Raw genomic sequence first — 16,361 nt, forward strand, 5'->3', positions numbered from 1 at the left:
ACTCGGCCACCTCGGGTAACCGGCTCACGCAGGACATCTCGTCGGGGACGCGGCGTGCAGTGTGTCGGTACCGGCAGACACAATGCAGGTATGGAACACGGTGACAACAAGGACGCGGCCCAGCCCGCCCCGGCGGTGAACGGCTGGGCGGTGGTCCTGACCTGCGCCGCGGTCGTCGCGGCCGCCTATCTTCTCGCCTGGCTGGTGTTCGAGCCGGGGCCAGCGACTCAGGCCAAGAGTTCCTATGTCACTCCGCCGGTCGCGTTTCCGGTGCAGATCCCCCGGTTGTGATGTCGTGGAACCTCCGCGGGAGGCGCAATTGACCGGGGCGGTCTACGCGATGACATACGCATACGACAACCCGTCCTTTCCGTGGTTCTCCGGTCCCAAGGCAGGCGCGATGACGCAGGCGCTGCAGGCTGGGCTGCCCGATGATGCCGAGATCGCCTTCGCCCCGATCGATAGCTCGCTGGTGTTCCAGCCGATCCTCGGCAACCCTTCACAGCACATCGAATTCGGCCATTCGACCCAGGCACGCGCTACGGTGCTACGTGGTGACCGAGCGGGCAGTCTCACGGTGACCGTTCGCCAATCCACCACACCGATTCCCTCATGTGTCGCCGGCGCTCTCGACGAGCGGCGTCACTTCCCCGACGGCGCGATCGTCGATACCCATGACACCTGGTATGAGATGAGTGGGGTTCGCACCCTTTCGCGCAGCGCCAAGGGTTATCTGCCCGACGGATCCGTCGTCCACGCCTATACCACTGATCAACCCGCTGACGACAACGGCCCTGCCGGAGCCGTCCTCTTGTCCATCGAGGAACTCGTCGCATTCGTGACCGACCCCGGGTTGCGGGTCAGCGCGCCGGTGCCGCCCGGAACGCCGGAACCGCCCGGGCCCTGCAGTATCTACGCCGAACGTTCCCCCGCGATCGATGAGGCCCAGGCGCGTCGATGGAACGCGGTGCTGGCGCAAATTCCACTCGAGGGTGTGGCCCTGGACCGGCCCCTGGGGGCGCTGCTGCCCGACCAGTGGGGCGGCGTGTGCCAGCAGGTTCAAGTCACCACCCACGGCAGGCAGTCGCGGTTGAGTGTCACGATCACCACCGCGCAGCCCCTGCCGCAGGAGCCTGACACCTCCTCCTACGACGGCGCGAGGCGGCGGCTGCCGGACGGCACCGTGGTGGAGACCCACGAAGAGCGAAGCGCGGCATTGTCGTCCACGCCGCGAACCGACCGCGCCGTCACCGTCACCCGCCCATCCGGGACACAGATCGAAATCTCCTTCACCGACGCACCCGTCGAGCTTCTGCCGTTGGCGATGCTGGAGGAGATCGCCCTGAATCCGGGGCTGGAGGCGTGAGAACGATTGGCGCTGAATTCACTCAGCCCGAGTGATCGATAATCTCAACCATGCGGGGCCGCCGTCGTGGAACGCACTCACATTCTGGCGGTTGCGGGCACCAGTCGGCGGATGGTTTATCTCTATCGATCGGAGCGCTACGTCCGATAAGAGCAAGCACGTGAAATAATGTCTCGATCAACTGGCGAGCCGGTCGAAGGGACGCATAGTGGCATCGACGGAACTCGAAAAGAAGTTTCATGAGGTCGGCGACGCGCTCATCTGGAAGTGGCAGCAGCCCGACGGCCGGGACCTGATTCGAGAGGGCGCGAAGATCGTCACCCACCTGATCAATCATGGACCACTGCCGCCCGAGGTCGCAGACGCCATGCTGCCTGCGGCGGACCAGGACAAAGGCATGGTCGAGTACTTCGCCGCGCGCGACTACGACCTGGAAGTAAACGCCGCAGGCGATATCGTCGGCGCCGGGATCTCTCTGATCTGCGATCACCGGTCCGCAGTGCATATCAGCGAGATCAATGGCCGGCGATTCTACAATTGGTGCGTCTGCGACATCGTCATGTTCCCGATCATCCTCGGAGTCGAATCGCCCTGTTCGACGGTATGTCCGGCGACGAAAGAGCGGATCACCTTCACAGTCACTCCTACCGGGTTCGACGAGTTATCTCACCCAGGCGCGTGGTTCACGTTGGCTCCGGCGCACGGCGGCGAAATACGCAAAGTGTACTGCGATCGGGTAAATATCTATCGGGACAAAGATGCTGCGGTCGCCGCAGCGACCGCCGACCCGGATATCGCGTGCGCACCCATCGCGGAATTATGGACGGATACAAAGAAACTCGCCGATATGTTCTGAGGCGGGAGCGCAACCTGACGTGTCGGTCCGGACGACGGCGATCGCGTGGCCGGTCAGTCGCCATAGGGTGTCCGCGCCTCAGGCAGCACGTGGACGACCTTCTGTTGCCCAGAATAATGTCGCCTGGATCACAGGGGCTTGACCCGAAGATTGGTTGAGGTTGGAGGCTTTGGACAGCGCCAACGCCGGCGCGATCGTCCGAAAGAGGGGCCTCATGAGCAACTGGCACGCCAATACCGAAGAGCCGCAACGCGATCCGGCCACGACTCCGCTGCGAGTCGCGGTCGTCGTCGGCAGCACCCGGGAGGGCCGTTTCGGCACGACGATCGCGGATTGGTTCGTCGGCCAGCTCCGGCGCCACGACACCCTCGAGGTCGAGATCGTCGATACCCGGGAGGTCGCGCTGTCGCACGCCTTCGGTGCGGTCACCGAGCACCCGTCACGGACAGAGACCACCGAAACACTCTCCCGCGCTGACGCTTTCGTGGTCGTGACGCCCGAATACAACCACAGCTACCCGGGCGCGTTGAAGAACCTGATCGACGAACATCACGTCGAATGGCAGGCCAAGCCGGTGGGTTTCGTCTCCTACGGCGGCATCTCCGGTGGCCTGCGCGCGGTGGAACACCTGCGGCCCGTCTTCGCCGAACTGCACGCGGTCACCATCCGCGACACCGTCAGCTTCGCGAACCCGTGGGGCCGATTCGACGACGCGGGCGAGCTGGCCGAACCCACCGACGCCGTCACCGCCACCAAGGCCCTGCTGAAGCAATTGACCTGGTGGGGTGAGGCATTGCGCACCGCCCGTGCCGCCAACCCGTACGGAGCGTGAGGGCCGTGACCACTACCGCAACGGCTCCCCCGGTGCCGCCCACAACCCGGAACCCGATGACGATCGTCCTGGTGCTGGTGCTCGGCACGATCATGGCCACACTCGACCAGACCATCGTCAACGTCTCGATCAACACGCTGTCCGCGCGATTCGACGCGGGCCTGAACACCATCCAGTGGGTGGCGACCGGCTATTCGCTCGCGCTCGGCGCCGTCGTGCCGACCTCGGCGTGGCTGGTCGGCCGGTTCGGCGCCAAACGGCTGTACCTGACCGCGATCGCCGCCTTCGCGGTCGGCTCGATGCTGGCCGGGCTGGCCTGGAACATCGAGTCGCTCATCGCCTTCCGGGTTGTGCAGGGCGCCAGCGGCGGGCTGCTCATGCCGGTCGCGATGACGATCCTGCTGCGCGCGGCCGGGCCGGAACGGCTCGGACGGCTGATGAGCACCCTGGGTCTGGCCATTCTGGTCGGCCCGCTGCTCGGGCCCGTGATCGGCGGCTACCTGATCGACGAGGTGTCGTGGCGGTGGATGTTCTTCATCAATCTGCCGATGGGTGTGCTGGTGCTGGTTCTGGCCGCCCGGATCGTGCCCGACGATCTGCCGGAACCGCGGCACGCGCTCGACCTGCCCGGACTCCTGTTGATGTCGCCCGGCCTGGCCCTGCTGATCTACGGGGTGACCGCGGCGGGTGAGCAGGCAGGATTCGCCACGCCCGCCGTGCTGGTCCCGCTGCTGGCCGGGGCCGGACTCATCGCCGCCTTCGTGCGCCGGTCGCTGACCACCGCGCAACCGCTGCTGAATCTGCGAGTGCTGGGCAACCGGGTCAGCGGCACCGCCGCGCTGCTGCTGGCTCTGTTCGCCAGCGGCTATTTCGGTTCGATGCTGTTGCTGCCCTTGTATTTTCAAGTGGTTCGTGGCGAATCGGCGCTGGTGGCAGGCGCACTGGGCATCCCGTTCGCGCTGGCCTCCGGCCTGACCATGCAGGTGGCGGGCCGGTTGATCGATCGGATTCCACCCGGCCGCTACCTGCCGCTGTCGATCACGGTGGCGCTCACCGGTTTCGTGCTGTTCATCGTCCAACTGGACGCGGACGCGCCGTACTGGGCGCTCGGCGCGAGCATGCTGCTCATGGGCGCCGGTGGCGGCGGCACCATGATGCCGGTCATGACCACAGCCACCCGGTCGCTGAGCCGGGCGGATCAGCCGGCGGGATCGACGGTGCTGAACATGATCAGCACCACCGCCATGGCGATCGGCACCGCGGTGTCCTCGGTCATCCTGGGCGCGCTACTCCCGGTGACCGGCGGGCTGCAAGCGCTGCACGGCATGGCTCCGGCGCAGCGCGCCGAGATCGCTCCCGCGCTGGCCGAGGCGTTCCAGAGCACCTATCTGATCGCTCCGGTCGTGATCGCGCTCGCGTTGATTCCGGCCTTGCTGCTGCCGCGGCGGTCGGCTGACAGTGGTCGCTGATCATCGCCGATGACAGGCATCTTGGTGCCGTGGCGTTGTACGCCTCTTCGAGCCTTCCGCGGATTGCCGGCTTCGAACCGTGCAACTAGAGATCCGTTATTGCTTGCGGGCTCAGGCAGTCAAACGCAACACCTAGTTGCGTGCTTCCGATGACCGCCTGAGCCCGCACCGAGTTGCCGGACGCGCTCCAGCGCAGACACTCCGTCCCTCGGGGGGCCGATTAACAGTGGCTTCGGACGGTTCGGCCGATCTAGAGATGGTCCTCGATACCGACGACGATCTGGTCCTGCTGTGGATGGTTCACTTCCGCGACCGGCATGCCGGTTATCACCGGACCCTCGTCAGCCAAGGCGCGGCCGACGAGTTCGCCGCGCCGGCACGTGCGGTCCGAGCAGCGCACGCCGCCCGCGCTGCGACATCGTTCGTGCAGAGCTGGCGACACCAGCGCGAGGCGTTCCTCGACGCTGAGGGAAACTGATCGAAACGCGCATGCGCACCGGGGAAGCGTGAGCAGCCGCAATAGCACGGTGTACCCAAAACACGGTCCGCGCGCACGGCCTGCTAGACGGCGCTAACTCTTACTCGCACGGTGGTCGCCGCGGCAGAGCCTGCGATCAGCACGTTGCTTCCAGGCAACGCGTGGCCTCCATTCACTTCGCAAAGGACCAGAGTCTGCTGACTCGCGCAGTCGAGATCGGATGCCAGGTCGAGTAGGTTTCTGGTGGCGAGACCCTCACATGTGACGAGCTGCGTAGCTGGTTGATCTACCGCCCCGGGTGTCTTGACCGGGAAGAGTGAAGGGTAAAGCACGAATTCGGAGGCCGGTCCGGTGAACGAACCGTCGAATGTGCAGATGTTCAATCGTTCCGCCCCACCCCGGCAGGTCGACGTCATCCCGATCAGATGCCAGTTGTCCGGGATATCGACTCGAAACAGGTTGGCCATCTTGTCCTTGGCTTCGCTGTCGGACAGTTTCGTCTGTTCAACGTAAGGGACAACGAGAGAATCTGCCACGCCCGCGAGTTTGGACAGCGCGAAGACAAGAACCAAGACGACCATGGTGACCATCGACGAGAGCCCCAGCAGTATGAACACTACTGCCCGTGTGCGACTTCGAACGGCCACAGTCGAATCATCTTGCCGCGCAGCGAATCCCATCCGAGCCTCCTCCTCCCGGTTACCGCCTTGAACGCACCACCGTGCCGATGTCAGCGCGTCCCCGCATCCGCCGCGAACCTGCGGACCGTGCACCGACCGCCGGCCAAAGCCGCGCAGCCGGTGCCCTTCAATCCGCGTCAGCCCAGCAAATAGAACAGCGCGATAGCCAGCGGCACACCGAACCCCGAGATCAGCGCCCCGAACGCGAGATCACGGCTGTTCTGATCGGCCTTCGGAATCCGGGTCAGCGCGAACAGCGCCAACGGCACGGCGACGAAGAAGACCCCGACAATACCGAGCACCCAAGCGACCTTGGCGAAGACATTGGTCTGGAACCGCGAATCGCTGAAATCGAATGGCACCCGGCGGACCGCTTTGATCACTCCGGCACCGTCGACCAATTCTTCGAGCATGGCTGCACAACCCTCCCGGCAGCCGCTCATGTGAACCACCATGACTCCCCCGGCGGCAACCCCAGCGCGACTTTATCCGCCGCACAGCGCTTTCCGCTATTCGGGAGTTCGGTGCGGAGCGCGCTCGGCAGCTGAGATCCCTGATCGCTCAGCATCCGGTTCTGCCGCGGGCGCGTTCCGGCGAACGCACAGCAGTGCCGAATTGAGTGCGTCCGGCTCGCTCGCCATCTGGGACGAACCAGCCGATTGATGGTGTCGGCCTACCGAGCTACCCCGCGCCCGGCGGTCGCCGCCAACACGGGAAAGGTAATGTGACGCAATAGCTTTACTTCTCCCAGCAGTAGCCCGAGTCCGTGGTGTAACTCCAGCGCCGATCTCCTTCCTTTTCGTCCTTGGGGTAGGCAACCTGCAAGCAACCGTTCGCAGGTACTGCGGCCGCGGCGGCCGTATCCAGACCGTTGAGTTGCCAGGGCAAGATCGCGGAAGCGCCCGCCTTGCACGTCGCGCCGACTACCGCGGCGACGCCGGCCCCCAACAGGGGCATCAACGGACCGCCGCTGGCGAGAAAGGCACCCAGCCCACAAAAGAAGGCAGCACCATAGGAGCCGTCCGCCAGCTTCGCGGTGCTCAGTGATTTGTTGAGGTCGCGAGTTTTGGTGCGCGACCAGTACTTTGTGCAGACGGACGGCCCGGAGCAGTCGACCCAGTTGTCTCCGGTGCCAGGCATGGGCGTCGTCGCGCATTTCCACGAGTAGGCATTGTGAATGTCACGGGCCATGGCCTTGCCGGTGTTGTGGCGCGCGCAGTACGCCTGTACATCGACGGAGAGGTCGTTCCGGGCCTTGGCCGAGCCAGCCGGTTCCTGCTTGCAGCGCCACGTGTACGCGTTGTTCTTGTCAACTAGATACGCCACGCCGACTTTGTGGCTGTCCGTCTTCGGGTACTGCGTCTGACATTGCTCCTGCACGTTGACGTCTGTGTCCTTGGCCGCGGCCGGCGCCGCCGCCACGGTCGCCGTCACCGCCAAGGCCGTCAGCACACCCGCGAACACCGGAAGGATCCTCATGTCGTTCCCTTCAGTTCCTCGATCACCGCGTGATCAACTCCCACTGTTGTGGCGGGTTCGGCGCTCTCCAAGCGGGATACGGCATCTGAGGCAAGAGCGATTCGCTGTAACGCCACGCTGAAGCGTCGTCGATACGCCCCTGATCGCAGATTGAGCACGGGATGATTTCCGAGGGCTTGACAAAGGAGCCAGATGGGAACCGGCGCGCCGGACGATCCTGTCGAGTTGGTCCTGCGCGAGTTGCAGGTTCTGCGCAGACAGGGCGGTGCCACGGTCGGCACCATGCTCGCCACCGAAACTTTTCCGGTGCTCAACTATCTACTCAACCGCCCGTCGGCCGCCCGCCGACTGGAACGCCTCGTCGAGGTGGTGGGGCGAGTTGGTACCGACAACGACGTCCGACGCTACGCCCGGCGCGGTCTGCACCTGCCGGACGACGACGCGGATCCGGACTGGGCGCCGTTCGCCAGCCGGGCCACGATCACACGCCGTACCGCCGAGGCGATGACCCGCGTCGCCCGGTGCCTAGTCGAGGAGGCCGGGCTCGAGGGAGTCGAGTTCTTCGATAACTTCGCCGTCGGCGTACCGACCCGCGCGGTCCCGGACGCCGGCACGGTAGCGGGACCGGAGCAGGCTGAGCTGATCCGCGAGCTGGTCGTCCATCACCGGTGCGCGCTCATAATCTTGAAAAGCATCCGCGACAACGGCGGGCTCGACGACCACGCATCCGACATCGATCTGCTGCTGGAATTCTCGGCGGTCCTGCTCGCCCGCATCAGCGAGAATTTGTTGTCGGAACAACCGCCCGGCGGATAGCAGATCGCACCTGTAGCCCAATGTCTGACAATCTAACGATGACACGACGAAAGCCCGGACGGTGCGCGGGCTTCGTATAGTGCAGGCATGTGGTTGCTCAAGGGGATGGCGTATACGGCGTTCGGAGCAATCCTGCTGTCCGTCTTGGCGGCTGTCGCCTTCGGTCTTTCCGGCGACCATCCGGAATGCTCCCAGATTCCCCAGGACGTAGCCCCCTGCGGATTCTGGCCGAGGGTCGGATACATCGGCCCCTTCGTCGTGCTGTGGGGAACTGTCTTCGGCACGCCCATCGTGGCAATCGCGCTGCTGATCGCGGTCGGCGCGAGCCGCCTCGCGGCCAATGTGCTGGACGACGAGGAGCCGATCGAGAGTTAGCCTGTCGCAGGTCATCTCGCTGCATCGGCGGGGGGCCAGGCAGGTCACGAATTATGTTGCGCCGCAATGACGGCCTGATGCTCAACCGCGTCGGCCGGCGCTATCCACCACGTCGTCGACGTGGAAGTAGCCGACGATCCGGTAGCCCTCGGTGACAACGACGATGGATCCAGCCTGGACCCGGTATAGACCGGTGTTTCCAAAAGCCAGCCATCCGGCGCTGGCGGGTGATCGCCAGGCCGAGCGATCATCGACCCGCCGGATCCACGATGCGAGGCCCTCCACCGCGCCATGGGGCGGGACATAGGCTGTTGCTGCGTAATCGTGGTCGGATGGAGTCGGAGGCGGTCCCGACGAGCGACCGCCCTGAGCCGCTGTGAGCCAGACCATCTGGCCACGGAACGGAAGCTCGCCGCGAAAACGCATGATCACATTCTCGCCTGTCTCACACACTTGAATGGTTGGCCCGCAAAGCATCTCGTTGGGCGAGTTAGCCATCGCTATGTATCGAGTCGAGAGTCGAGCGCTGCTGCACAGTTGCCACATTGCTAAGTCCGGCGGCACCATCCCCTCCACGGAACATTGGCACCGCACAGTACAGCGCTGAGTTAGCAACTAGTCGTCGGTGGCTCGAACGGATGAATCAGCTGACCTGCGAACACCCAGTGCGTCTCGAACACTGACGAGCCTGTTCACGTGAAGGCCACCACGTCACCCATGGATGCCCAAGCGGTAGCTGGTGACCTGCAATTTCGGTGAAACGCCAACATTTCGGATGTTTGCTGGGCTAGATTCCCCGCTACGCCGGACACTCGGCGCTGAGAAGTCGGAGGAACACCGTGGAATTTCTAGGCCCCATCGCCGGGATCTTGCAGATGATCATCGGCACCATCCTTGCCAACACCGGATCGGGTGGTTCGGGCTCCGGCTGGTGAGTCGCGCGGATTCGGCTCGTTATTCGCGAGCCGAATCCCTCGCTCGCGGAAGTGCTCGTGAGCGACTTCGTCAGGTTGCTCGCCAGAGAGCTTGCATATACGGATCCCAATCCAAGGCAGGCACGTCGGGCAGTTCTTCCTCGATGGGCGCTACGTCGACGACGTCCTGATGGGCCTCGCAATCAGCCCCTGACCAACAGTCACTGTGCTGAATCCGCGGCTGCGCGCAGCCAGCTGCGGACTTCCTCATCGAGGTCGTCGGGGTGGTGGACTTCGAGATGATGCGTCCACCGGTTCGGAGTGGGGTGCGCGATCTCCTTGAACCGCTTCGAGCTCTCCTCGTGGTCGAGCACGAACGACAAGGCGACCTCCGCATCCGGATTACGCAGGTACTGCCCGGGCAGCCACAGATACGCGAAGCCGCGCTTGCGGCGGAAGGCGATCTGGCTCTTGGTGACACGAATGTCGTAGGGCCCCAGCGAATCCAGCAACTTGCAGAGCTTGCGGTAGATAGGCAGGGCACCGGGATGCCCGTCGAGGTATTCCTCGGGAGTGTGGGGCGTATCCGTCATGTGCGTGCTCCTGTTCGAAGGCGGCGCAGCGGTTCGGCCCCGCAATTCTAGGACGTCGCCACGATGGGGCTGGCCGATTCGCCCGGCCGGGAGTGAAGTAGCCCGGGCACTACGGTGGAACCCGGTAGACAAATGGCTGATGGGATGGGTGGGTAGTGCGGTTCGGGTTCATCTCGCATGTGGTGGGGGCGGGCGGGTCTGGCGAGGAGTTGCGGCAGGTCGTCGAGTTGGCGGTGTGGGCGGAGGAGTGCGGGTTCGATTCGTTCTGGGTGGCGCAGCATCATTTCGGGGCGCAGCGGGCGCATTGCCCGTCGCCGTTGGTGTTGCTGGCGGCGATCGCGCAGCGGACAGACCGGATTCGGCTGGGGACGGCGGTGGTGATCGGGTCGCTGGAGGATCCGATCCGGTTGGCCGAGGATGCGGCGACGGTGGACGCGCTCAGTGGTGGGCGGCTGGAGCTCGGGCTCGGGGCGGGGGCGGACGCGCAGACGGCCGCGCGGTTCGGTCGTGCGCACGAGCAGCGGCATGAGCGGTTCGTCGAGACGCTGCATCGGCTGCGTGCACTGTTCGGCGCGGGTAGTGATCTGGTGCCGGCGGCGTCCGGGCTGCGGGATCGGCTCTGGATCGGGACCGCCTCCGAATCGGGGTTCGACCTCGCCGCCGAACTCGACCTGGGCGTGCTCACCGGGCGGACCTCGACCCCGCACGGTCCGCGGGACGAGATCGCGGCCGAGCGGGTCGCGAAATACCGTGCGGCGCAGCGCGCCGCCGGGCGCACGCCGCGGGTCGGGGTATCGCGGTCGGTGCTGTGCGCCGACACCGCCGCGACCGCGTTCGAGCACATGCGGCCGGGCATCGAACGCTGGGTCGCGAGCTCGGTCGAGGCGGGGCGGTTTCCGCCGGGCTTCACCGCGCGCGACTATGTCGACACCGGCCACGGATATCTCGGGACCGGTGCCGAAGTCGGGGACGCGATCCGGCGCGACCTCGTAGTGCCGGACGCGACCGAGTTCCTGTGCAACGTCCAACCGGCGGGACCGTCTGCGGCGGCGGTGCGTACCAGCCTGCGCCTGTTCGCCGACACGGTTATCGCGCGGTGGACTCCCCTACCGGATCGATCCTGACCACTGTGTCGGCGACATCGCGCAGCAACCGCTCGGAGTGCGAGACCAGGACCACCGCCATACCGTCGTCGGCGAGTTCGCGCAGGATCGCCACGACCCGCGCGGCCGATGCCTCGTCGAGCGCGGCGGTCGGCTCGTCGGCCAGCAGCAACCGCACGTCGCCGACCAGCGCCCGGGCCAGTGCCACGCGCTGCGCCTGACCACCGGAGAGCTCGCGCGGATAGCGTCCGGGGTCGATCTCACCCAATCCCACTCGTGCCAAGGCAGTTCCGGCGACCTTTACCGCGTCGTCCCGCCGCAGCCGGCTGCGCAACCGCGGCTGCAACGGCTCGGTGATACTGCGATAGATCGGCCGCCGCGGATCGAGACTGCCGACGGCGTTCTGGAATACCACACCGACCTGCCCGGGCGGTGGCGCACCCGCGCGGCCGTCCCAGACCAGCCGTCCGACGCTGGGCGCTTCGACCCCCGCGAGCACCCGCAGCAGCGTGCTCTTCCCGGCCCCGGACGGCCCGGCGAGCCCCACGATCTCACCGCGCCGCACCTCCAGATCCGTTGCGGCCAGACCACCACCGGTGGAATACCGCTTCGCTACGCCGTGCGCCCGCAAGATCGGTGCGCTGTCCGGCACCGGTTTGCGCGCCGGAACATGCTGCGCGACAGCCGGACTCGCCGCGCCCGATTCGACAACGGTGCCGTTCTCGACGAGATACACCCGGTCGGCGTACTTTTCGACCAGCCGCCGGTCATGGCTGACGATCAGCAGCGCCGATGCGCCGGCGGTCAACGCGGCCATGACGCGGTGCGCGTTGGCCTCGTCCAGCGCCGAGGTCGGTTCGTCGGCCAGTACCAGCGCCGGGTCCAGGGCCCGCGCGGTCGTCACCGAGCCGCGCTGCAACATGCCGCCGGACCAAGTGAACGGCCGCTGCCGAATTCGCGCCGCCGGTTCGGCGATGTCGACAGCCGTGAGGTCGGCGACGATCCGGCCGTCGGGCACCGGCCGCCGCGCGATGCGCCAGCCCTGGGCGATATTGCCGCCCACCGACATGATCGGGTCCATCGCGGCGAACGGATCCTGGCTGACATAGCCGAGGACCGTGCCGCGCACGGCGCGAAAGTCTCTGCCGGACATGGCGACACCATCGATGAGCACCGTGCCCTCGACTCGCGCCGAGGCGTCGAGCAAGCCGAGCAGTGCCCGGATGATCGTGGTCTTGCCGCTCCCGCTCGGCCCGACCACGGCGACGGTCTCACCACGCCGCACGGTCAACGACACCTCGCGCAGCACCGGGCCGGCGCCCGGATAGGCGACGGTCAGCCCGCGCAGTTCCGCGATCATCGGTTTCCCTCGCTCTCGTGCCGGTCCCGCAAACCCTCGGCAAGCAGGTTTGCCGCGGCCGCCATCGCCAGGATCACCACCGAGGGTGCGATCAATAACCATGGTGCGGCGGTCAGGAATCGGCGCGCGTCGCCCAGGATCGCCCCGAGTTCGGCCTCGGGCATCTGCACACCGAGCCCCAGGAACGACAACCCGGCCAAGGCAACCACGATGCCGCCGAGCCGCAGCGTCGCCACGATGAGGAACGGCCCGACCACCGCGGGCAGCAGGTGCCGCACGCCGATTGCGGGGCGACTGACGCCCGCCACTCGCGCGGCGACCACATACGGCCGCGAGCGCGCCGCCAGGGTCAGCGCCCGGGCGACCCGCGCGTCCGCCGCCCAGCTCGCGATCACCAGCGCCAGCAGCAGATTCAGATAACCCGGACCCAGCAGACCGACCACGGCCAGCGCCAGGACCAGCGCCGGAACGGCCAGGACGACATCGACGACACGCGACACCGCGCGATCGAGCCACCCACCGTAGAGCCCGGCGCCGAGCCCGACGAGCAGGCTGATCGTCGCCGAGCCCACCAGCACCAGCAACGCCGACAGCAGCGACAGTCGCAGCCCGTGCAGCACCCGCGAGAACTGGTCCCGGCCGTATTGATCTGTCCCCAACCAGTACTCGAGGCTCGGCGCGACCAGCTTGTCCGCGTAGTGCGGCTCGTTCGGCGGATACTGCGCCACCAGCGGGCCGACCAGCGCCAGCACCAGCAGCACCCCGAGCAGCACGGCCCCGGCGCGCACCGATCCGGGCAGGCGCAGCCGGGCGCTCACGCGTCCACCGCGATCCGGCGATCGATCACCGCGGACAGCAGATCCGCGACCAGGCTCGTCACCACATAACTCGCCGTCGCGAACACCGTGAACGCCTGAATCACCGGCAGATCCCGCGTCTTCACCGACTCCACCACATAGGAACCCAGCCCGGGCCAGGTGAACACCGTCTCGACGACCGTCGCCCCGCCGATCAGCACCGCGGTGCCGACGGCCAGCGCGTGCAACGAGGGCACCGCGCTGTTGGGCAGCCCGTGCCGCCACAGCACCCGCCAGCGTGACGCACCCCGGGCCCGCAGCACCTCCGCGGTCGGAGACTCCAGAAACCCGAGCAGATTCGCCCGCAACAGTCGCGACCAGGTGTCGGACAGATCCACCGCCAGGCAGATCGCGGGCAACCACACCTGCCGCCAGGTGCCGTCCAGCGCGGCCTTGCCGAAACCCAGCCCGACCACGAACACCTGAATCAGCAACAGCGCCACCACGAATCCCGGCACCGAGGCGAACACCAGCGCCAGCCACCGGGTGCCTTGATCGGGCCACCGCCGCGGATACCGGGCCGCGAGCACGCCGAGGGCGACCGACAACGCCAGCGCGAGCGCCAGCGACGCGGACGCGAGGGTCAGCGTCGCCGGTAGCCGCTCGGCGAACTCCCCCGCCACCGGCCGCCCCGAGACGAACGACAGCCCGAAATCGCCGCGCACCACACCCCACAGCCAGTGCGCGTACTGCGCGAGCACCGGCCGATCCAGATGCAGGGTTCGTTCGAGCGCGCTGATCTGCTCGGGCGGCGGCTCCGGGACACCCTGCGCGACCAGGATCATTCGCGCCGGGTTGCCCGGAGCCAACGGCATCAGCGCCCAGATCAGCACGCTCGCGCCCAGCAGCGTCAGCAGCGCCTCGACCACCCGGCGCCGGACCGGAACGAGAACTCGCATCGCCGGAGCCGCGTCAGGCACCGGTCCGGCTGGTCAGATGCCGGCGCACGCTCGACACCCGGTAGTCGGCCCACTCCGGACCCGTCACCACGGTGAAGTACTTGAACGTGCCCGCCACCACATAGGCCTGCTCCCGCACCAGGATCTGCTGCGCCCGCTCGAGCAGGGCGTCGCGGCGGGTGGTGTCGAACTCGCCGCGCAGCTGCGCGCCGATCGCGTCGATCTCCGGATTCGCCACACCCTGGGCGTTGGACGAGCCGCCGGTGGTCCAGCGCACCAGATACGGCTGGATCGGGTCGGCGGTGCCGGAGAGCGAACCGCTCAGCGCCACCGAGGATTCCCACCCGGTCGGGTCCTTCTTGACCGCGGCGGAATCCTCGGCATTGTCGATGCGCAGCTCGAAACCGGCGCGCGCCACCTGGTCTTTCATCGCGATCGCGACATCGTTGGTCTCCGGCCCCTGAGCCTGAGTCACGAATCGCACCACCAGTTTCCGGCCGTCCTTGCCGCGGATGCCGTCGCTGCCGGGCACCCAGCCCGCCGCGTCGAGCAGCCGTTTCGCCTCGTTCAGGTCGTAGACCTGGCTGTCGGCGGCGAAGGACATGGTGGGCGGGTACAGGCCGGTGGCCGGGGCGAACTGACCGTTGCCGACGTCGGCGGCGATGCCCTGGTAGTCGATCGCCGCGGTGAACGCCTTGCGCACGGCGGTGTCGGTGAAGATCCCGGCCTTCAGATTCATCTCGACCAGCAGCGATTGCAGCGCCAACTCGGAGGACAGCACGTGCATGTCCTTGTCGCCCTGCAACTCCAGCTTGGCCGCGGTGGACGGGTAGAACGCCATATCGGCTTCGCCGCTGCGCACGCCCGCCAGCCGGGCCTGCTCGTCGGGCACCACGCGGACGGTGATCCGCCGCAGCGGCGGTGGGCCCTCCCAGTGCTTTTCGTACGGGGCGAGCACGAGATTGTCCGGTGTCCACGCGGTGATCGCGTAGGGGCCCGAGTATGCGCCGGCGCCGACGATCTTCGCCGAATCGCCGCCCGCGGCGTCCATCGCGGCGACGTCGTAGATCTGCAAGGAGTTGTCGCGCGCGGCCAGCGCGGCGGGCACCATCGCGTTCGGCGCCGGCGTCGTGATGACGACCTGCTCACCGGCCACCGTCACCGTGGTCGCCGCGTCGAGATAGACCCGGGCCGCAGCGGATTTGGCGATCTGCCTGGTCAGCGCGGCGGCCACGGCGACGGCGTCGACCGGCTTGCCGTTCTGGAAGGTGACGCCCTTGCGCAGGGTGGCCACCCAGCGGGTGTCCCCGTCGCGGGTCACCGACTCCGCCAGCCACGGCGCGACCTCGCCGGTCTCGGTGATCTGCAGCAGATTTTCCGCGACACCCCAGTCGAACAGCCAGTTGGTGCCGGTGCCGATCGGGTCCAGCCCGGCGATCTTGTAGGAGTTGTAGATCGTCAGGGCGCCGTCACCGGACGCGCGCAGCGCCCGCGCCGAAGACGCTGCGCCGCCCTCGTTCTCGTTCGACGCACAACCGGTGAAGACCATGGCGACGGCGAGCAGTCCCGCCACGACCACGGCGACCGGGGAACGGTGATGGCGGCCCGTGCCGGGCGCACCATCGGGTAGCCGCGCGGCGCGGAGCCGGCGGCGAGTTGGCACTCGCATTGTCATCCTCGTGAAGCTCGATCCTGAAAGGGCGCAGGTATCCTGGCTCCCGGATCAACGCTCGCCTTCGGCCTTCCAACCCAGGAAGGTCGTGGCCGTAGATGAAGGTCTGCTCCTCGGTCACAGTTGCGGGACAGCCCCGGATTCGCACCGGTGTTCCCTGCTGAACAAAACCTAGCAGTATGTAGGTCAGCCGCGGTGCAGTGGCGTACCGAGGATCCACTCGTGCCCGAACGGATCTCGCACCCGGCCCTGCCGGATCCCATACGGCTGATCGGCGACCTCGAACACGATCTCCCCGCCGCCCGCGGCCATCCGCTCGGCGAGCCGGTCCGGCTCGTCGACCACCACACTCAGCAACACTGTCGCAACGCTATCGACCGAGTCGGCGTCCTTGACCTGGAACAGCACGCCCCCGGGCAATTCCAGCTCCGCGAACGTCACGCGCCCGTCGGCCTCGTGCAGTTCTCCCACTTCGGCTCCGAACACCTCCCGGTAGTACTCGAGTGCCGCCTTCGCGCCCTCGACAACCAGCTTCGGTGTAACCCTCTCGATGTGCATGCTCTGATCCTCGCCGCTTCCGCCGCCGGTGGCTTGGACGTTTGTCACCTCGAG

19 protein-coding genes and 1 riboswitch are annotated in these 16,361 nt (G+C 66.9%); of the genes, 9 read left to right on the top strand and 10 right to left on the bottom strand.

Translation table 11 applies throughout. The annotated features are described in order from the left end of the window. Window positions 1-90: 90 nt before the first annotated feature. From AB0H76_RS19445 to AB0H76_RS19470, 6 genes are all read left to right on the top strand, one after another. Window positions 91-291, top strand: a complete 201-nt coding sequence (locus AB0H76_RS19445; RefSeq protein WP_357325393.1) for a hypothetical protein — start codon at window positions 91-93, stop codon at window positions 289-291. 109 nt (window positions 292-400) lie between these two features. Continuing rightward, entirely contained in the window at window positions 401-1,366 is a 966-nt protein-coding gene (locus tag AB0H76_RS19450; RefSeq protein ID WP_357325396.1) for a hypothetical protein, read from the top strand. Between the two features lie 208 nt (window positions 1,367-1,574). Continuing rightward, on the top strand, window positions 1,575-2,222 hold the full coding sequence (gene merB, locus AB0H76_RS19455; RefSeq protein WP_357325398.1) for an organomercurial lyase: 648 nt from the start codon (window positions 1,575-1,577) through the stop codon (window positions 2,220-2,222). 214 nt (window positions 2,223-2,436) lie between these two features. Beyond that, the gene (locus AB0H76_RS19460; RefSeq protein WP_357325401.1) at window positions 2,437-3,054 is read left to right on the top strand and encodes an NAD(P)H-dependent oxidoreductase; all 618 of its coding nucleotides are present in this window, start codon (window positions 2,437-2,439) and stop codon (window positions 3,052-3,054) included. 5 nt (window positions 3,055-3,059) lie between these two features. After that, window positions 3,060-4,523, top strand: coding sequence for a DHA2 family efflux MFS transporter permease subunit (locus AB0H76_RS19465; protein WP_357325404.1), 1,464 nt, complete (start codon window positions 3,060-3,062; stop codon window positions 4,521-4,523). A 256-nt stretch (window positions 4,524-4,779) separates the two neighbouring features. Continuing rightward, window positions 4,780-5,001: a hypothetical protein gene (locus tag AB0H76_RS19470; RefSeq protein ID WP_357325407.1), complete on the top strand. Its 222-nt coding sequence runs from the start codon at window positions 4,780-4,782 to the stop codon at window positions 4,999-5,001. An 83-nt stretch (window positions 5,002-5,084) separates the two neighbouring features. Here AB0H76_RS19470 and AB0H76_RS19475 read toward each other — a convergent pair whose 3' ends face one another. The 3 genes from AB0H76_RS19475 to AB0H76_RS19485 form a co-directional block, all read right to left on the bottom strand. Continuing rightward, the gene (locus AB0H76_RS19475; protein ID WP_357325410.1) at window positions 5,085-5,681 is read right to left on the bottom strand and encodes a hypothetical protein; all 597 of its coding nucleotides are present in this window, start codon (window positions 5,679-5,681) and stop codon (window positions 5,085-5,087) included. Window positions 5,682-5,818: 137 nt separating this feature from the next. After that, window positions 5,819-6,094 (bottom strand): hypothetical protein, encoded by a 276-nt coding sequence (locus AB0H76_RS19480; RefSeq protein WP_357325413.1) that lies wholly within the window; start codon window positions 6,092-6,094, stop codon window positions 5,819-5,821. A gap of 325 nt (window positions 6,095-6,419) precedes the next feature. After that, entirely contained in the window at window positions 6,420-7,160 is a 741-nt protein-coding gene (locus tag AB0H76_RS19485) for a hypothetical protein (protein WP_357325416.1), read from the bottom strand. 192 nt (window positions 7,161-7,352) lie between these two features. Here AB0H76_RS19485 and AB0H76_RS19490 point away from each other — a divergent pair, with 192 nt between their 5' ends. Both AB0H76_RS19490 and AB0H76_RS19495 read left to right on the top strand, forming a co-directional pair. Beyond that, window positions 7,353-7,976, top strand: a complete 624-nt coding sequence (locus AB0H76_RS19490; protein ID WP_357325417.1) for a hypothetical protein — start codon at window positions 7,353-7,355, stop codon at window positions 7,974-7,976. An 87-nt stretch (window positions 7,977-8,063) separates the two neighbouring features. Next, window positions 8,064-8,351 carry a hypothetical protein gene (locus AB0H76_RS19495; RefSeq protein WP_357325420.1) on the top strand — a complete coding sequence of 96 codons (288 nt, stop codon included), beginning with the start codon at window positions 8,064-8,066 and terminating at the stop codon, window positions 8,349-8,351. 81 nt (window positions 8,352-8,432) lie between these two features. Here the strand turns inward: AB0H76_RS19495 and AB0H76_RS19500 are convergent, their stop codons facing one another. Then, window positions 8,433-8,777, bottom strand: a complete 345-nt coding sequence (locus AB0H76_RS19500; protein ID WP_357325423.1) for a hypothetical protein — start codon at window positions 8,775-8,777, stop codon at window positions 8,433-8,435. A 709-nt stretch (window positions 8,778-9,486) separates the two neighbouring features. Next, entirely contained in the window at window positions 9,487-9,858 is a 372-nt protein-coding gene (locus tag AB0H76_RS19505; protein WP_357325425.1) for a DUF5655 domain-containing protein, read from the bottom strand. A gap of 155 nt (window positions 9,859-10,013) precedes the next feature. Here AB0H76_RS19505 and AB0H76_RS19510 point away from each other — a divergent pair, with 155 nt between their 5' ends. Continuing rightward, entirely contained in the window at window positions 10,014-10,982 is a 969-nt protein-coding gene (locus tag AB0H76_RS19510; protein ID WP_357325428.1) for an LLM class flavin-dependent oxidoreductase, read from the top strand. On the opposite strand, the gene AB0H76_RS19515 is transcribed toward AB0H76_RS19510, so the two are convergent. From AB0H76_RS19515 to AB0H76_RS19535, 5 genes are all read right to left on the bottom strand, one after another. Further along, window positions 10,945-12,321 carry an ATP-binding cassette domain-containing protein gene (locus AB0H76_RS19515; RefSeq protein WP_357325431.1) on the bottom strand — a complete coding sequence of 459 codons (1,377 nt, stop codon included), beginning with the start codon at window positions 12,319-12,321 and terminating at the stop codon, window positions 10,945-10,947. The genes AB0H76_RS19510 and AB0H76_RS19515 overlap by 38 nt on opposite strands. Then, window positions 12,318-13,139, bottom strand: coding sequence for an ABC transporter permease (locus AB0H76_RS19520; RefSeq protein ID WP_357325434.1), 822 nt, complete (start codon window positions 13,137-13,139; stop codon window positions 12,318-12,320). Before AB0H76_RS19520 ends, AB0H76_RS19515 begins: the two co-directional genes overlap by 4 nt. After that, a complete protein-coding gene (locus AB0H76_RS19525) occupies window positions 13,136-14,077 on the bottom strand; it encodes an ABC transporter permease (protein ID WP_357325436.1) in 942 nt (313 codons plus the stop codon). Before AB0H76_RS19525 ends, AB0H76_RS19520 begins: the two co-directional genes overlap by 4 nt. Window positions 14,078-14,090: 13 nt before the next feature. Beyond that, the gene (locus tag AB0H76_RS19530) at window positions 14,091-15,746 is read right to left on the bottom strand and encodes an ABC transporter substrate-binding protein (RefSeq protein ID WP_357325439.1); all 1,656 of its coding nucleotides are present in this window, start codon (window positions 15,744-15,746) and stop codon (window positions 14,091-14,093) included. A 14-nt stretch (window positions 15,747-15,760) separates the two neighbouring features. Next, a riboswitch (cobalamin riboswitch) is annotated at window positions 15,761-15,953 on the bottom strand. Beyond that, window positions 15,936-16,307 carry a VOC family protein gene (locus AB0H76_RS19535; RefSeq protein ID WP_357325442.1) on the bottom strand — a complete coding sequence of 124 codons (372 nt, stop codon included), beginning with the start codon at window positions 16,305-16,307 and terminating at the stop codon, window positions 15,936-15,938. It overlaps the preceding riboswitch by 18 nt. Between the last annotated feature and the right edge of the window lie 54 nt (window positions 16,308-16,361).

This window comes from Nocardia sp. NPDC050712 (assembly GCF_040654295.1).
Classification (GTDB): Bacteria; Actinomycetota; Actinomycetes; order Mycobacteriales; family Mycobacteriaceae; genus Nocardia.